This is a genomic window from Ruminococcus flavefaciens (assembly GCF_900116855.1).
Lineage (GTDB): Bacteria > Bacillota > Clostridia > Oscillospirales > Ruminococcaceae > Ruminococcus > Ruminococcus flavefaciens_R.
This window is the reverse complement of record NZ_UETD01000010.1, coordinates 140,734-156,680: the sequence shown is the minus strand read 5'-3', so window position 1 is coordinate 156,680 and position 15,947 is coordinate 140,734. Positions and strand designations below refer to the sequence as shown.

Here is a 15,947-nt window from a genome sequence, read left to right as displayed (position 1 = left end):
TTTTTATTGACAATGCCGATTTGAGTTTAGAGTTGAGAGTTTAGAGTTGATAGTTGTGGAGTCGCCTGCGGCGACAATATTTAAATATTGTGAGCGAAGCGAACACATTAACTCTCAACTCTCAACTTTCAACTATCAACTTAGCGCATACGCGCTAAATTATGTTTTTTAAGTGAGAATTATCAGCTCTTACGGAAGCCGACACACTGGACTGCGGCAACAGGATTGCCCAGCTCGTCCCTTATGTCAACATTGTAGCAGCATATTGTCCTGCCGTCCTTGATGAGCCTTGCTTCGGCGATGATGCGCTCTGTCTTGGGAACTCCTATGAACGAGGCGTCGCAGTTGAGCCCAACTACTCCTGCCTGCTGCCAGTTTGAAGCAACTGCAAAGGCAAAATCCGCAAGGGTGAAGTAAACTCCGCCCATGATACCGCCGACAGCGTTCCTGTGGTGTTCGTTGAGAACAAGGCTGCACTTTGAATAGTGGTCCCCTAACTCATCAATAACCGCTCCCATTTCCGTGGCAAAGCGGTCGCCGCGGAATGTCTCGCGTACTCTTTCAAGTGTTTCGTTATCAGTCATTTTATTGCCTCCTGTTTTCATATTCATCGCGCAGTATGGAGAAGTAATGCCTGCCCACATACTGACCGTCCATATAGAAATAGTCCCTGAGAGTGCCCTCGAATGTAAGTCCGCACTTCTCTATGACCTTTCGGGACGGAGCGTTTATGGTCTTGCAGCATATCTGCACCTTGTGCAGATTCATTCTGTCAAATCCGTAGGCTATCACAGCCTTTGCAGCTTCGGTGGCATAGCCCCTGCGCTGGAACTGCGAGCCTATGCAGTACTCTATCTCCGCGAAGTGGTTCTTGCTGTCCACAAGGAAATAGGCTATCTGTCCGATACACTCGCCGCACTCCTTGTCGATGACTGCCCAGCGGTAATAGTCCTCACGGGCGCAGCCACCGATGTACTTGTCCAGAAGCCCCTTTACCTCCTCCTTTGTGGAGTAAACAGGCTCTGAATACAAGGACTGCACCTTTTCGTCAGCTACCCAGTATTTCAGCATAGCATCGTCGTCGGAATATTCAAACCGTCTCAGAATAAGCCTGTCGGTCTCTATTGTCTGTGTACCGGTATGTGTAAGCATTTTTACCTCCTTTTGTCGTTTTCAAAGCACATTCTTTTCAAATCAAAATTTAGCAAAGCTAAATTTTGATTTGAGCCGTTAGCCTGATGTAGGGGCGGCGTTCCGCCGCCCGATAATAAAGCGGCGGAGCCGCTTCCTAAGGGCTAAAAGCTAAGGGCTTCGGAATTTAACACCGCAGGCGTTAAATTCCGACTTATCTAAAAAAGCTTCCCCCTCTTTCTTCAAGAGGGGGATCACGTCTTATACTAAAAATGACATATCATAAAGTCCCGCAGGCTGGTCCTTGAGGAATACCGCTGCATTTACAGCTCCCGCTGCGAAAACAGCCTTTGAAGCTGCCGAGTGGGAAAGGGTTATGACCTCATCATGGCCTGCAAAGATAACGTCGTGCTCACCTACGATAGTGCCGCCGCGAATCGAGTGCATTCCTATCTCGGATTTCTCACGCTTCTGACGGCGTGAGTGACGGTCGTAAACGTAGTGCTTGGAATTGTCAAGTGTCTCGTTTATTGCATTTGCCAGCATTATTGCGGTTCCGCTGGGAGCGTCTATCTTCTGGTTGTGGTGCTTCTCCACTATCTCGATATCGAAGCTGTCGCCCAGCACCTCGGCTGCCTTCTTTGCCAGCTGTACCAGCAGGTTGATGCCCAGTGACATATTGAATGTGAAGAACACGGGTATCTGCTGTGCAGCTGCCTTTATCTTGGCGGTCTGCTCGTCTGTGTAGCCTGTTGCGCCGATAACTATGGGAGTTCCCGTAGACAGGCAGTAGTCAAGAAGTCCGTCCAGAGAAGCAGGATTTGAGAAATCTATGATAACATCGGGCTTTACGGGCAGCTGTGCAGGAGTCTCCACAATGGGGAAATCCGCATACTGCTTGGTGTAGATGTCGATGCCTGCAACTACTGTGCAGTCCTCTCTCTCGGCGGCACAATTGAAGATATTGTGTCCCATCCTGCCGTTAGCGCCGCAGATAGCTATATTAGTCATACTTTACACTTCCTTTTCGGTGGATGGTTTACTTGATGAGTCCGTGCTTTGCCAGAGTAGCTCTCAGCTTAGCCCTGTGCTCATCTGTCAGCTCGCAGAGAGGCAGACGGCAGGGACCTGCGTTCCAGCCCAGCATATTCATTGCTTCCTTTATCGGTATGGGATTGACCTCGATGAACAGGTCGTTGCAGATATCCAGATACTTTATCTGGAGCTTCATAGCCTCTGCGAAATTGTTATCGAGACAGAGCTGCACCATGTCGTGCATCTCCTTGGGGATAATGTGCGAAGCTACGGAGATAACGCCCTTTCCGCCCAGCGACATGATAGGAACCACCATGTCATCGTTGCCGCTGTATATGTCGATATCGTCGCCGCAGGCAGCTGCCAGCTTTGCAACATAGCTGATGTTGCCGCTTGCTTCCTTGATAGCAGCGATATTCCTGTGCTTTGAAAGCTCCTTTACTGTAGCCACGTCAAAGCCGCAGCCGGTTCTGCTGGGAACATTGTAAAGGATAATGGGGATGTTCACGGCGTCGGCGATAGCTGTGAAGTGTGCAACGAGACCCTTCTGTGTTGCCTTATTATAATAAGGTGTAACGTGGAGAAGAGCATCTGCGCCTGTTGCCTCAGCCTCCTTGGAGAGCTCTACGGCATAGCGTGTATCGTTGCTGCCCGCACCTGCGATAACAGGAACTCTGCCTGCAACGTGCTTTACTGCGAACCTGATGCAGTCGCGGTGCTCGTCGTCTGTCATAGTTGCTGACTCACCTGTGGTGCCGCAGATAACTACAGCATCGGTGCCTCTTTCGATCTGGTCGTCGATGATGCGTCCCAGCTCGTCATAATTTATAGAACCGTCGGCGTTCATGGGCGTGATGATAGCCACAGCAGCGCCGGTGAAAATAGTGTTCTTCATTACACTCAACCTTTCGTTCAATTCGTAATTCGTAATGCGTAATGCATAATTAAACTACGAATCTATAGTTTTACATATTGATGTAAGAATTTTTATCAATTCCTGACATTCCGGATAAATACTGCGGAAATGTTTTTCTTCAATATAATCACTTTCATTAAGAAGCTCTAACCAATACTCAGTTTCACTCGCTTCTTTTAACGCAATACTCATTTTAGCATAAAAATCAGCTTTACTCTGTCCGCGTATCGCCTCTTTTACATTTGCGCCAATACTCGTACCGCATCTGAGTATCTGTTTTGACAGTATATACTCTTTCTTTTCAGAAGTCAGATATTTATACATTTTTATTATTCTGAGAGCAAAAGCTTTACTTTTACTAACAATAACATTTTCGCCAGCCATATAATTATGCATTATGAATTATGCATTATGCATTAATCCGGGGCTCCCCGCTTAATCGAAATAGCCCTTTGCTGCAAGGAGTTCAGCAAGGAGGACACCGCCGCCTGCTGCACCTCTCAGTGTATTGTGTGAGAGGCATACGAACTTGTAATCGTACTGTGTATCCTCTCTGAGACGGCCTGTTGATACTGCCATGCCGCCCTCGAGATTTCTGTCAAGCTTAGCCTGAGGACGATCGTCCTCCTCGAAGTAGTGGATGAACTGCTTGGGAGCGCTGGGGAGCTCAAGCTCCTGAGGAACGCCCTTGAAGTCCTTCCAGAGCTGGAGGATCTCCTCCTTTGAGGGCTTGTTCTCAAAGCTTACGAATACAGCAGCCGTATGTCCGTCAGATACGGGGACACGGAGACACTGTGTTGTAATATTGGGAGCTGTTGCCTTTACGATCTCGTTGCCCTTGATCTCGCCCCATACCTTCAGAGGCTCCTGCTCGGACTTCTCCTCCTCGCCGCCGATGAAGGGGATGAGGTTATCCACCATCTCGGGCCATGTCTCGAAATTCTTGCCTGCGCCCGAGATAGCCTGATAAGTACAAGCAAGAACGTTCTTCAGACCGAACTTTCTCAGGGGGTGAAGTGCGGGAACATAGCTCTGGATAGAGCAGTTGGACTTGACTGCGATAAAGCCTCTCTTTGTGCCGAGACGCTCTCTCTGAGCCTTGATGATCTCGATGTGGTCGGGATTAATCTCCGGAACTACCATGGGAACGTCGGGAGTAAATCTGTGTGCGGAGTTATTGGAAACGATGGGGCACTCTGCCTTGGCATAAGCCTCCTCCAGAGCCTTGATCTCGTCCTTCTTCATATCAACTGCACAGAAGCAGAAATCCACCATGCCTGCGATCTTCTCAATGTCGGAAGTAGCATCCATGAGGACCATATCCTTCATAGCTGCGGGCATGGGCACTGCCATCTTCCAGCGGCTGCCTGCTGCCTGCTCATATGTCTGACCTGCACTTCTGGGTGAAGCTGCAAGCACCTTGACATTGAACCACGGATGGTTCTCCAGAAGTGTCGCAAAACGCTGTCCTACCATGCCCGTTGCGCCTATAATGCCTACGTTGTACTGTTTCATATTGACCTCTCCTTGATAAAAAATTACAAAAAATAATAAAAACCGGTTGCAAACCGGCTCATCATGCGTTATAATAGAAATGTTGACATATTTCGTGAACATATGCCGATAGCTCTCCATCACACATGATGACAGCTGCATACCTGTTTGACATACAGCCAGAGCTGAATTTACCAAAGACAGCTCTTCGGCGGCATTGCCTTTCGCTGTCCACCATCGGACGGGTCGTCCCGTGAACAGGTACTTTTCGCAGCCGCGCCTCTACCTTGTTTACATAATAGCACTTTAAAGATACGTTGTCAACAGTTTTTGATGATTTTACAAAAAATTATTTTTCACAGAAAGGGGTGTCATATGAGCATATTTACCCATATCGGGGCAGCTCTCGGCAGCCTCGGCGACGAAAAATACGCCCTTTCCCAGAGAAAGACCATTCCCGAGGCAGAAGCAAGCCGCTTTCTCGGAGTCCGCACCCCCGACCTGCGAAATCTGGCAAAGGAGCTGCGGAAACGCGAGGATACAGCCGATTTTCTGTCGGCTCTCCCCCACGGCAGCTTTGAGGAGAACCAGCTCCACGCATTCATCATCGCCGATGAAAAGGACTTTTCAAAATGTCTGGCTCTGACCGAGAGCTTTCTCCCTTTCATCGACAACTGGGCGACCTGTGACCAGTTCTCCCCAAAGGTGTTCGCAAAGCACCGCGAGGAGCTGCTGCCCTGCATACGCCGCTGGATAGCTTCCGACCGCACATATACGGTCAGATTCGGCATCTGTATGCTGATGAAGCATTTCCTCGGGGAGCACTTCCGCAGGGAATATGCCGATATGACAGCGGATATCCGCTCCGAGGAATACTACATAAATATGGCGAGGGCGTGGTACTTCTCTGCGGCACTTGCCTCCAACTATGCCGAGATACTTCCCTATATCGAGCAGAAAAGGCTGGATATATGGACTCACAACAAGACTATACAGAAGGCGGTGGAAAGCTTCCGCATAACCGCGGAGCAGAAGCAGTACCTCCGTACTCTGAAAATAAAAGGAGAATGAAATTGGAATTACTGAAATCCGACTTCTATTACGAGCTTCCCGAGGAGCTCATCGCGCAGACTCCCATAGAGCCGCGAAATGCCTCACGCATGATGTGCGTTGACCGCGCTACGGGAGCCATCACCCACGACCACTTCTATAATCTATGCGACCACCTCAGAGAAGGTGACCTGCTGGTCATGAACGACTCCCGTGTTATCCCTGCAAGGCTCTACGGCGAGAAGATAGGAAACGGCACATTTATCGAGTTCCTGCTTCTTGAGCAGAAGGGCGACAAGCTCTGGGAGATAATCTGCCGCCCCGGCAAAAAAGCCAAGGTGGGAACAGAGTTCTCATTCGGCGGCGGAAGGCTCACCGCAAAGGTGGTCGAGGTCAAGGACGACGGCAACCGTATCGTGCAGTTTCAGTGCGAGGGCAACTTCTTTACCGCGCTGGAAGATGTGGGTCAGATGCCCCTCCCTCCTTACATAAAGGAAAAGCTGGAGAACCGCGAGCGCTATCAGACGGTCTACTCAAAGGAGCTGGGCTCCGCTGCGGCTCCCACGGCAGGTCTGCACTTCACGCCCGAAATGCTGGACGACCTGCGCTCACGGGGCATAAAGACCGCCTTTGTAACTCTCCATGTGGGTCTGGGTACCTTCCGCCCCGTCAAGGAGGATAACGTGCTTGACCACAAAATGCACAGCGAGCACTACTTCCTGCCGCAGGAGACTGCCGATCTCATCAACGAGACCAAGCGCAATGGCGGCAGAGTCATCGCAGTGGGCACCACCACCTGCCGCACACTGGAAAGCGTGGCGACTTTCTATAAGGATATTTCCGAACATGAGGGGTATACGGATATATTCATCTATCCTTCCTATGAGTTCAAGTGCATAGACGGACTTATCACAAACTTTCATCTTCCCGAAAGTACGCTGATAATGCTGGTCTCTGCATTCATGGGATACGATAACACCATGAATGCCTACAAGACCGCTGTTGAGGAGCGCTACCGCTTCTTCAGCTTCGGCGACAGTATGTGCATTCTCTGAGCTACTTATTATAGGAATGAGGGGAACAAATGAACACTGACATTTCCGATTTTTTCGTCAGCTACGCAGAGACAGAGGATTTTCCGCTGGTAATGTGCGATCTTGACTACAGGATCATATACTTGAACCCTGCCGCAGTCAGCGCATATGACAGCTACGGCGGAAACGACCTTGTGGGCAGATCTCTTTCGGTCTTCATGGACGAGGAGGCTAAGAGCAAGGTGGATATGGTCATAGAGTGGTTCAAGGAGGACAGAGAGCATAACTGCCTTCTTGCAGTTCAGGACAACCGCTCCGATAAGGACATATATATGTGCGCTCTGAGAAACGGAAACGGAGAGCTTATAGGCTTTTGCAGCAGACACAGGTCCCGTATAAAGGACACCGCAGAACCCTATACAACAATTGACTGAATAAGGAGAAAAACAATGACGGAATTAGAATTAACTGATTTTTTTAAGGGGATCGTCGATTCGGAGGAGGGACCGATCGTCATCTGCAATATGGATTACAGGATAATCTATCTCAACCCAGCCGCTATTGATTACTACAAATCGGGACACAATATGCAGGGCAAGCTCCTTGAGAGCTTCATGAACGAGGAGCTCATGAGCATGGTGCGTATGTCCGTGGAATGGTTCAAGGAGGGCAGGGACAACAACCGCGTCTTTGCTTTCCATGACAATAAAAAGAACCTGGATATGTATATCCTCGCCATCAGAAACGGCAGCGGAGAACTCATCGGCTTCTACGGCCGTGAGGAAAGCAGGACTCCCGACCAGAGCCGCCCCTTTGACCTTGACTGACAAAGAGGGAGCGCCTCTGCGGCGTCACTGTAAGCGATACACAGTGATAATATAATTATAAAGGAGAAGCTATGTTCAAACTTCTTAAAACCGACAACAAGGCTCGCCGCGGTACCTTCGAGACCGTTCACGGCACCTTCCAGACACCGTGCTTCATGAATGTGGGCACTGCCGCTGCCATAAAGGGCGGTATCTCCTCAGTTGACCTGAAGGGTCTCAAGACTCAGGTGGAGCTGTGCAATACCTACCATCTGCACCTCCGTCCCGGAGACCACGTTGTAAAGCAGATGGGCGGTCTCCACAAGTTCATGAACTGGGATAAGCCCATTCTCACAGACAGCGGCGGATTTCAGGTGTTCTCGCTGGCTCAGCTGAGAAAAATAAAGGAGGAGGGCGTGTATTTCGCATCTCATATCGACGGTCACCGCATTTTCATGGGACCCGAGGAGAGTATGCAGATACAGTCAAATCTGGGCTCAACTATCGCCATGGCGTTTGACGAATGTATCGAAAATCCGTCCCCCTACAAGTACGTTGCAGCCTCAATAGAGAGAACTACACGCTGGCTCATACGCTGCAAGGAGGAGATGGCAAGGCTCAACAGCCTGCCCGATACCATAAACAAGCATCAGCTGCTTTTCGGCATCAATCAGGGCTCTACCTTTGACGACCTCCGCATAAAACACATGGAGGACATAGCAAAGCTTGACCTTGACGGCTACGCTATCGGCGGTCTCGCCGTGGGCGAAGCAACTGAGGAAATGTACCGTATAATCGATGTTGTAGAGCCGTATATGCCTGTGGAGAAGCCCCGCTACCTCATGGGCGTGGGTACTCCCTCAAATATAATCGAAGCCGTGGCAAGAGGCGTGGATATGTTCGACTGCGTAATGCCCAGCCGAAACGCCCGCCACGCCACAGTTTTCACATGGAGCGGCATCATGCACCTTAACAACAAGTGCTATGAGACAGACCCCCGCCCCGTGGACGAGCAGTGCGACTGCCCCACCTGCAAGAACTTCACCAGAGCATATATCCGCCACCTTTTCAAGGCGAATGAGCAGCTTGCAGGCAGACTGGCAGTCCAGCACAACCTCTATTTCTACAATACCCTTACAGAAAAAATAAGAGAAGCCATAGACGAGGACCGCTTCGAGCAGTTCCGCGGCAAATACTCGCAGCTTCTTGCGACAAGAATATAAATAAATATTTACGGAGTTTTTATGAGTACTTTCCTGTTTTTGTTATTACTTGCGGTCTCCGGCACTGTGACCGCGGTTTCCCTTCACGAAATAAAATGCGATATCAGGCGCGAGGAATCAGACAATAAAAAGCTGAAAAGCATACGCGCCCTCTCAAGAGGAGCTGCTGTGCTTCTGGCTTTCATTGCCGCTGCGGAAGCCTTCGGACTTATCCGCCCTCAGGTCTATAAGGGCGCCTATGTCCTTCTCGGAGGTGCGGCAGCCTTTTCAATGCTGGTCTGTACCCTCAACAAAAAGCGCAGATACCATGCGGCAGCTGCCCTTGTAAAGGCTGTCCTCATTGCAGCAGTCCTCGAGGCTACGATATTCAATATCCCCACCTACCGTCTCTGGCTCGGAAGCTACGGTCAGATGGACTTCACCGCCGAGGAATTTGCAAAGAGCGGCAGCGCTGAGCTTCGCCCCGTCACAAACGATATCACCGTTACAAAGTCCCATGTCTCCACCTTCACCTTTGACGGCATGGACGAGGAGATAGCCGATGTATTCGTAGATATCGGCTTTGAAAAAGGCTCGAAATCTGCCATTCTGAAGATAGACTCCATGGACGAGACAAATACTGTCAATTACCGTGATTATGTTGCCGAGGGAATACTTATCAAAGGAAAGCCCCATTCTCACTACACACAGCTCCACCTGTCAGGCAAGGTGAGCAGCCTTAAACTCACGATCACCCCCGAAAACGACGGAACAGTATACATAAAGGGCATCAGCTTCAACAAACAGATACCCATGAGCATATCATGGATAAGAGTTTTCCTCATCATCTTCGGAATGACCTTCTGGCACCTGCTCATGCACAGCAAGACCATGCAGAAAAGCTATTCCAAGAGCAAGAACGTCTGCCGTACAGCAGCCATATTCATCACCGACCTCATCTGCCTTGCGGTCATACTCACCACCTTTGCAAAGCTTGACAACTACTCTATCATCGATATCATGAAATGCGATTCGGGCGACCAGATGACTCAGGAGCTTGTTGACGCCTTCGAGAGCGGAAGCACCAGTCTCCTCGAAAAGCCGTCAGCCGAGCTCAATGTCTCATTTAACCCCTACTCCACGGACCTGCTCAACAGCAAGGGCATCTCATACAGCTGGGACCACGTTTACTATGAGGGCAACTATTACAGCTATTACGGCATAGCTCCCGTTGTGTTGGTATTCCTGCCGTATCACCTCATAACCGGATATTACTTCCCCGAATCCATGGCGGTAATGCTGTTCGCGCTCATCGGTATCATAGGTCTCACCAAGCTCTACATGGAGTTCATAAAGAAGCTTTTCCCAAAAGCTCCCGCAGGACACGTTATAGCAGGACTAATCATCATCCATATCACAAGCGGAATATGGTTCAGCGTGGGACGCCCCGAGTTCTACGAGATAGCCCTTTCCGCAGGCTTTGCCGTGCTGACATGGGCTGTGTACTTCTTCTTCTCCGCCAACATCATAGGTGACAAGAAGATATCCCTCCCCAGAACAGCCATCGCCTCAACTCTTTTCGCCATTGCCGTGCTCAGCAGACCGACTCTGGTGCTGTACTGCATAGCCGCAGCAGTTTTACTGTTCATGGCACTGCCAAAAGCGGCTTCCGACGGCAAGGCTGACAAAAAGTCAAAGCTTTTCAATGCCGCAGGCGTGAGATACCTCCTCTGTGCAATGCTCCCCATGGTCTGCATAGGACTTGTGCAGATGTGGTACAACTACGACCGCTTCGGCAATCCCTTTGAATTCGGCATACAGTACTCGCTGACCATCAATGACTTCACAAGGACACAGTTCCACCCACGTCTGTCACTGGTGGCTATATACAACTACTTCTTCAATCCGCCCATTTTCGTTCCGGGCGCCCCCGGAGTAAAGACCGACTTCCAGTATCTCAACAATGGCGGCTACTTCTACTCCGACGACGTCTGCACGGGCAATACCTCGGGCATATTCTTCATTGCCCTGCCAATGTTCGCATACCTGTTCTCCGGCAAGGCTCTCAAGCTGATACGAGGCAGGAGAAACAAGCTCAGAAAGGCAGTCTGTGTAGGTCTGCCCTGTGTCATCATCCCCTTTGTAATAGTTGCTTCCGTCTGGGAGAGCGGCTACGCTTCACGTTATATGAGCGATATCGCGTGGCAGTCGCTCCTCGGAGCATTCGCAGTATTCTTCTTCCTCTACGGCAAGATCAGCGACCCCACAAAGAAAAAACTGGCAAACGGCTTCATGTGGTTCGCCATGATGTGGGCTCTCGTAGTTGGAGGAGTTCAGGAGTTCAACCAGATGTTCAGATACGATTACTTCTACAAGGACTTCCCCGAGATGTCCTTTGAGATACAGCGTCTGTTCGCCTTCTGGACCTGATAGACACAAATATGTATTACATCTATATCTTAAAATGCGAGGGAGACCTGCTTTATACAGGCATCACTACCGATGTCGGACGACGTATGGACGAGCATTTCGGCAGGACCGAAAAATGCGCCCGCTTCACGAGGTCACATAAAGCTGTCGCCCTCGAAGCTTTATGGAGCTGCGAGAACCGCAGCATAGCCTCAAAGCTGGAATACCGCATAAAACAGCTGTCAAAACCGCAGAAGCTGGCTCTCATAGCGGATAACGACTTGTTCCCCAAGCTTTTCGGCAGCGATATGGCGGAGCTCTACCGCCGCGAGACTATTTGATAAGGAGTCACTATGTACGAGAACAAAACGGAAGACCTCCCCGTAAAAGCGGTCCTCGCCTGTGTGGACACGGGAGAATTCGACGCGGAGGTCTCTATAAACGAGCTGGCAGAGCTGGCTGATACGGCAAACGCCGAAGTGGTGGGCACCATCATACAAAAGCGTCCCGCCTATGACCCTGCCACCTGCATGGGCGCAGGCAGACTGGAGGAGCTGAAGGAGCAGCTGGACGCCCTTGAGGCGGAGCTGGTCATCTTCGACCACGAGCTGACAGGCGTTCAGGTGCGAAATATCGAGCAGATACTGGACGTCCGCGTCATCGACAGGACCACCCTCATACTGGACATCTTCGCTCAGCGCGCAAGGACAAAGGAGGGTAAATTGCAGGTGGAGCTTGCACAGCAGAAGTACCGTCTCCCCCGCCTTACGGGCATGGGCACGGCGCTTTCCCGACTGGGCGGCGGTATCGGCACAAGAGGTCCCGGTGAAACGAAGCTGGAGACCGACAAGCGCCACATCCGCAAGCGTATAAGCTACCTCGAAGCGGAGCTGGAGGAGCTGAAAAAGCACAGAAGCTTCTCACGCTCACGCCGCAAAAAGGACGGCGTACTCTGCGCGGCTATCGTGGGCTATACAAACGTCGGCAAGTCCACCCTGCTCAATGCTCTAACCGACGCAGGTGTACTGGCGGAGAACAAGCTCTTTGCCACACTGGATATCACCTCACGCGCAATTGAGCTCCCCGACGGAAGAAGCGTCATGCTGGTGGACACAGTCGGTCTTATAAGGCGGCTGCCCCACAATCTGGTGGAGGCGTTCAAGTCCACACTGGAGGAGGCTGCGGCTGCGGATCTTATCCTCAACGTGCAGGACCTCTCCTCCCCCGAAATAAAGGAGCAGGCGGAGGTCACAGACAAGCTGCTCAGCGAGCTGGGCTGCGAGGGCATCCCCCGTATCTATGTCATGAATAAGGCGGACGCCGCTCCCTTTACTGATACGGTGTTCGAGGACGACAACACTGTTATGATAAGCGCAAAGGAGCGCACAGGCTTTGACAGGCTGCTGGAGTGTATCGTGAAGAACCTGCCCGAGACTGCCAAGCGCATGAAGCTCCTCGTTCCCTACGACAAGGGAGCTTTCATCGGAAGGATACGTCAGGAGGGCAAGATTTTCTCCGAGGAGTACGCCGAGAACGGCACTCTGCTGGACGCCCTTGTGGACGTAAAGCTCATAAAGGAGGCAGAGAATTACTCCGTCTGAGCCGCTTTCAGCGAAAATGCGTTGACATCGGCTTTTAAAAGCGATATAATCTAAGTGTACATACAAATCATAATTTAGCGCGTATGCGCTAAGTTGAAAGTTGAAAGTTGAAAGTTGAGAGTTAATGTGTTCGCTTCGCTCACAATATTTAAATATTGTCGCCGCAGGCGACTCCACAACTTTCAACTCTAAACTCTCAACTCTAAACTCAAATCAAAATTTAGCAAAGCTAAATTTTGATTTACAAGAAAGGATAACCAATGAACAGTAAGATAAATGAATTATACGGATTCAATGAAAAGCTCTCGGAGCTTGCCGCTCAGGCTGAGAAAAACTGCGCGGAAGCCTTCGCAAGAATAGACGCAAACGCCGAGTACTGCGGTGCTAAGGTGCTCAAAGCCTTCTCCGACAACAAGGTCAGCGAGCCTTGCTTCTACGGCTCAACAGGCTACGGCTACGGAGACATGGGACGCGAGGTCATCGACAAGGTATTCGCTCAGGCTCTCGGCGCTGAGGACGCTCTGGTGCGCTTCAACTTCGTTTCGGGCACTCACGCCCTGTCTGTTGCCCTTTTCGGCGTACTCAGAACAGGCGACAAGATAGTTTCCGTTACGGGCAAGCCCTATGACACACTTGAGGAAGTAATCGGCATCAGCGGTGAAAAGGGCAACGGCTCCCTTATGGACTACGGCGTGGAGTACGGTCAGGTGGACCTTAACCCGGACGGCACTCCCGACCTCGATGGCATCACCGAAGCCGTAAAGGGCGCCAAGGTGGCTTATATCCAGCGTTCAAGGGGATATTCACTCCGCGGAGCCTTCACCATCGCCGATATCGAAAAAATGGTAAAGGCTGCCAAGAAGGGCAACCCCGACGTTATTATCATGGTGGACAACTGCTACGGCGAGTTCGTTGAGGACAGAGAGCCCACAGCAGTAGGCGCTGATGTCATCATCGGCTCGCTCATCAAGAACGCAGGCGGAGGTATCGCCCGCACAGGCGGCTATATCGCAGGCAGAGCCGACCTTGTAGAGCTGTGCTCCTATCGCCTCACCTGCGTAGGCATGGGCAAGGAAGTCGGCTGCACTCTCGGAATGAACCGCGAGATGCTTCTGGGTATATTCTTCGCTCCCGATGTAGTTGCCAATGCCATCAAGACCTGCACCTTTGCCAGCGAGCTGTTCACGCTCCTCGGCTTTGAGTGTTCTCCCCGAAAGGACGACCCCAGAGGCGACATCATCACCGCCGTAAAGCTGGGCGACGAGGAGCACCTCTGCGCTTTCTGCCGCGGCATTCAGAAGGGCGCTCCCGTGGACTCTTTCGTAACTCCCGAGCCGTGGGATATGCCCGGTTATTCAAGTCAGGTCATCATGGCGGCAGGCGCTTTCACCAACGGCGCATCTATTGAGCTCTCCGCAGACGCTCCCCTCCGCGAGCCCTATGCTGTATGGATGCAGGGCGGCATTACCTACACCAGCGGCAAACTGGGCGTAATGCTGGCGGCACAGGAAATGCTGTCGGAAGGACTCATAAATATATAAAAACGAAAAATTACAATGAGGAGGTAATCATTATGCCATTCATCAACGTCAAGACCAATGTCTCTGTTTCAAACGAGCAGAAAACAAGTATCAAATCCGCTCTGGGCAGAGCTATCACTGCTATCCCCGGCAAGTCCGAGGGCTGGCTCATGGTGGGCATCGAGCCCGAGTACGACCTGTGGTTCAAGGGCGAGGACGCTCCTGCCGCTATGGTGGAGGTGTCCATCTTCGGAAGCGCTTCTTCAAATGCGCTCACCACTCTCACAAGCCACATCACAGGCATTCTTACCGACAACATAGGCGTTCCGTCAGACCGTATCTACGTCAAGTACACCGGTACCAACGACTGGGGCTGGAACGGTTCTAACTTCTGAGGTGATATCTATGATACTCAAAAGAATAATAGGCGCTGCTGCGGCTGCGGCACTGTGCTTCTCCGCATACGCTCCCACAGTCACAGGAAAAAGCGATACTGCTCTCAATGCTTCCGCTGAGGAGTGGTGCTTCGCAGGAACCACCTGTGAGCCTCTCCACGATACTTCACGGGACGTTCAGGCAGAGGGCGTGGGAAATCCCCTGAACTTCGGCGAGAGAAATACTCCCGCAGACGCATCAGCTGAGGAGATACGCGCTATCAACCACAAAATGACCGTTCAGGAGGTAAAGTACGCTCTCTATAAGGAGATAGACGAGCACTGGGACCTTATCTCCACCCGTCTCGGTCAGCCCGACCGTGAGAAGATGTATGCGCTGTTCCTCGGTCTCGGTTCAAGAGAGTCAACTCTCGGTGAGGGTAAGATAGGCTCCGACCATGAGACCGCATACGAGGACGGCTGGGGTGTGAACTCTGCCCATGCATACGGCACATTGCAGACCGCAGTTACTGCCTTTGCGGACTGCGACCCCAAGTTCATGCCCGAGGACAATGTTCCCGAGATGTTCCAGTATTCATTTACCCCGCAGAACTTTTATGACTGCATAATCTCAAACCATATGGGTATCAGAAAGATACTCCACTTCGCCGAGATATGCATGAACGAGCAGGGCATGACCGACTATCAGGTAGTAAGGAACAGCCTCAAGGGCTTCAACACAGGATGGTGCAATATGGCTGAGGACGACGGCGCTTATGCCACCTACGCCGATGAGATCTGCACTATGGCACAGTTCTACTACTATGAGGGACACCTCTATGATAACGTGTTCACATGGACATCTGCAAACGGTGAAGCTATAAACAAATACCGTACTCCCGACCGCTGGGACTGGTGGGGCGATACTCCTCCAAGCATGGCTCCCATAACAGAAAGACCCGTTATCACTACCACGACTTCAACAACGACTACCACTACTACCACAACGACCTCAACAACTACCACCACAACAGTTACTGCACCGCCTCAGAAGATCGTTTACGGCGACACCAACTGTGACGGCACTGTCGAGCTGGCAGACGCAATTCTCATCATGCAGAGCCTTGCAAATCCCAACAAATATGTTGTTACCGAGGAGGGCAAGACTAACGGTGACGTGGATAAGTCCACTGTGGGACTTACCTCCAATGACGCACTTCGCATACAGGAGTTCCTGCTCCATAAAATAGAAAGTCTGGATATAAACTCAGACTGACAATAAAGTTTTTGCCCCTGAGCGTTTTGCAACGCTCAGGGGCAATGTGTTTTATTCCGATTTAGTTCAGAGTTGAAAGCTGCGGAGTCGCCTGCTGTG

At 51.1% G+C, this 15,947-nt stretch carries 17 protein-coding genes and 1 riboswitch; of the genes, 11 read left to right on the top strand and 6 right to left on the bottom strand.

All coding sequences use genetic code 11. The features are described 5' to 3' along the window. Positions 1-182: 182 nt before the first annotated feature. The 6 genes from DSZ37_RS11930 to asd all read right to left on the bottom strand — a co-directional run bounded on the left by DSZ37_RS11930 (position 183) and on the right by asd (position 4,597). Complete coding sequence (locus DSZ37_RS11930) at positions 183-584, bottom strand: PaaI family thioesterase (RefSeq protein WP_109727119.1); 402 nt, start codon at positions 582-584, stop codon at positions 183-185. A 1-nt stretch (position 585) separates the two neighbouring features. After that, positions 586-1,152: a GNAT family N-acetyltransferase gene (locus tag DSZ37_RS11925; protein ID WP_109727118.1), complete on the bottom strand. Its 567-nt coding sequence runs from the start codon at positions 1,150-1,152 to the stop codon at positions 586-588. Positions 1,153-1,392: 240 nt separating this feature from the next. Then, positions 1,393-2,142 (bottom strand): 4-hydroxy-tetrahydrodipicolinate reductase, encoded by a 750-nt coding sequence (gene dapB / locus DSZ37_RS11920; RefSeq protein ID WP_109727117.1) that lies wholly within the window; start codon positions 2,140-2,142, stop codon positions 1,393-1,395. Positions 2,143-2,170: 28 nt separating this feature from the next. Beyond that, positions 2,171-3,061, bottom strand: a complete 891-nt coding sequence (gene dapA / locus DSZ37_RS11915; RefSeq protein WP_109727116.1) for a 4-hydroxy-tetrahydrodipicolinate synthase — start codon at positions 3,059-3,061, stop codon at positions 2,171-2,173. Positions 3,062-3,115: 54 nt separating this feature from the next. Then, on the bottom strand, positions 3,116-3,466 hold the full coding sequence (locus tag DSZ37_RS11910) for a four helix bundle protein (RefSeq protein WP_028519247.1): 351 nt from the start codon (positions 3,464-3,466) through the stop codon (positions 3,116-3,118). 51 nt (positions 3,467-3,517) lie between these two features. Then, positions 3,518-4,597: an aspartate-semialdehyde dehydrogenase gene (gene asd, locus DSZ37_RS11905; RefSeq protein ID WP_109727115.1), complete on the bottom strand. Its 1,080-nt coding sequence runs from the start codon at positions 4,595-4,597 to the stop codon at positions 3,518-3,520. 101 nt (positions 4,598-4,698) lie between these two features. Continuing rightward, a riboswitch (Lysine riboswitch) is annotated at positions 4,699-4,869 on the bottom strand. An 82-nt stretch (positions 4,870-4,951) separates the two neighbouring features. Between asd and DSZ37_RS11900 the strand changes: the two genes are divergently transcribed. The 11 genes from DSZ37_RS11900 (at position 4,952) to DSZ37_RS11850 (ending at position 15,848) form a co-directional block, all read left to right on the top strand. After that, positions 4,952-5,647, top strand: a complete 696-nt coding sequence (locus DSZ37_RS11900) for a DNA alkylation repair protein (RefSeq protein ID WP_181380308.1) — start codon at positions 4,952-4,954, stop codon at positions 5,645-5,647. Beyond that, on the top strand, positions 5,644-6,681 hold the full coding sequence (gene queA, locus DSZ37_RS11895) for a tRNA preQ1(34) S-adenosylmethionine ribosyltransferase-isomerase QueA (protein ID WP_173330038.1): 1,038 nt from the start codon (positions 5,644-5,646) through the stop codon (positions 6,679-6,681). The genes DSZ37_RS11900 and queA overlap by 4 nt, the downstream gene beginning before the upstream one ends. A gap of 29 nt (positions 6,682-6,710) precedes the next feature. Further along, positions 6,711-7,094 carry a PAS domain-containing protein gene (locus DSZ37_RS11890; protein WP_109727112.1) on the top strand — a complete coding sequence of 128 codons (384 nt, stop codon included), beginning with the start codon at positions 6,711-6,713 and terminating at the stop codon, positions 7,092-7,094. Between the two features lie 15 nt (positions 7,095-7,109). Next, positions 7,110-7,487, top strand: coding sequence for a PAS domain-containing protein (locus DSZ37_RS11885; protein ID WP_109727111.1), 378 nt, complete (start codon positions 7,110-7,112; stop codon positions 7,485-7,487). Between the two features lie 71 nt (positions 7,488-7,558). Beyond that, a complete protein-coding gene (tgt, locus tag DSZ37_RS11880) occupies positions 7,559-8,689 on the top strand; it encodes a tRNA guanosine(34) transglycosylase Tgt (protein WP_109727110.1) in 1,131 nt (376 codons plus the stop codon). A 21-nt stretch (positions 8,690-8,710) separates the two neighbouring features. After that, complete coding sequence (locus DSZ37_RS11875) at positions 8,711-11,098, top strand: hypothetical protein (RefSeq protein WP_109727109.1); 2,388 nt, start codon at positions 8,711-8,713, stop codon at positions 11,096-11,098. Positions 11,099-11,109: 11 nt separating this feature from the next. After that, positions 11,110-11,418, top strand: coding sequence for a GIY-YIG nuclease family protein (locus DSZ37_RS11870; RefSeq protein ID WP_109727108.1), 309 nt, complete (start codon positions 11,110-11,112; stop codon positions 11,416-11,418). A gap of 12 nt (positions 11,419-11,430) precedes the next feature. Then, complete coding sequence (gene hflX, locus DSZ37_RS11865; RefSeq protein ID WP_109727107.1) at positions 11,431-12,678, top strand: GTPase HflX; 1,248 nt, start codon at positions 11,431-11,433, stop codon at positions 12,676-12,678. A 260-nt stretch (positions 12,679-12,938) separates the two neighbouring features. Beyond that, the gene (locus DSZ37_RS11860) at positions 12,939-14,219 is read left to right on the top strand and encodes an aminotransferase class I/II-fold pyridoxal phosphate-dependent enzyme (protein ID WP_109727106.1); all 1,281 of its coding nucleotides are present in this window, start codon (positions 12,939-12,941) and stop codon (positions 14,217-14,219) included. Positions 14,220-14,251: 32 nt separating this feature from the next. Next, positions 14,252-14,593 carry a phenylpyruvate tautomerase MIF-related protein gene (locus DSZ37_RS11855; protein ID WP_109727105.1) on the top strand — a complete coding sequence of 114 codons (342 nt, stop codon included), beginning with the start codon at positions 14,252-14,254 and terminating at the stop codon, positions 14,591-14,593. A gap of 10 nt (positions 14,594-14,603) precedes the next feature. After that, entirely contained in the window at positions 14,604-15,848 is a 1,245-nt protein-coding gene (locus tag DSZ37_RS11850; RefSeq protein WP_109727104.1) for a dockerin type I repeat-containing protein, read from the top strand. Positions 15,849-15,947: the final 99 nt, after the last annotated feature.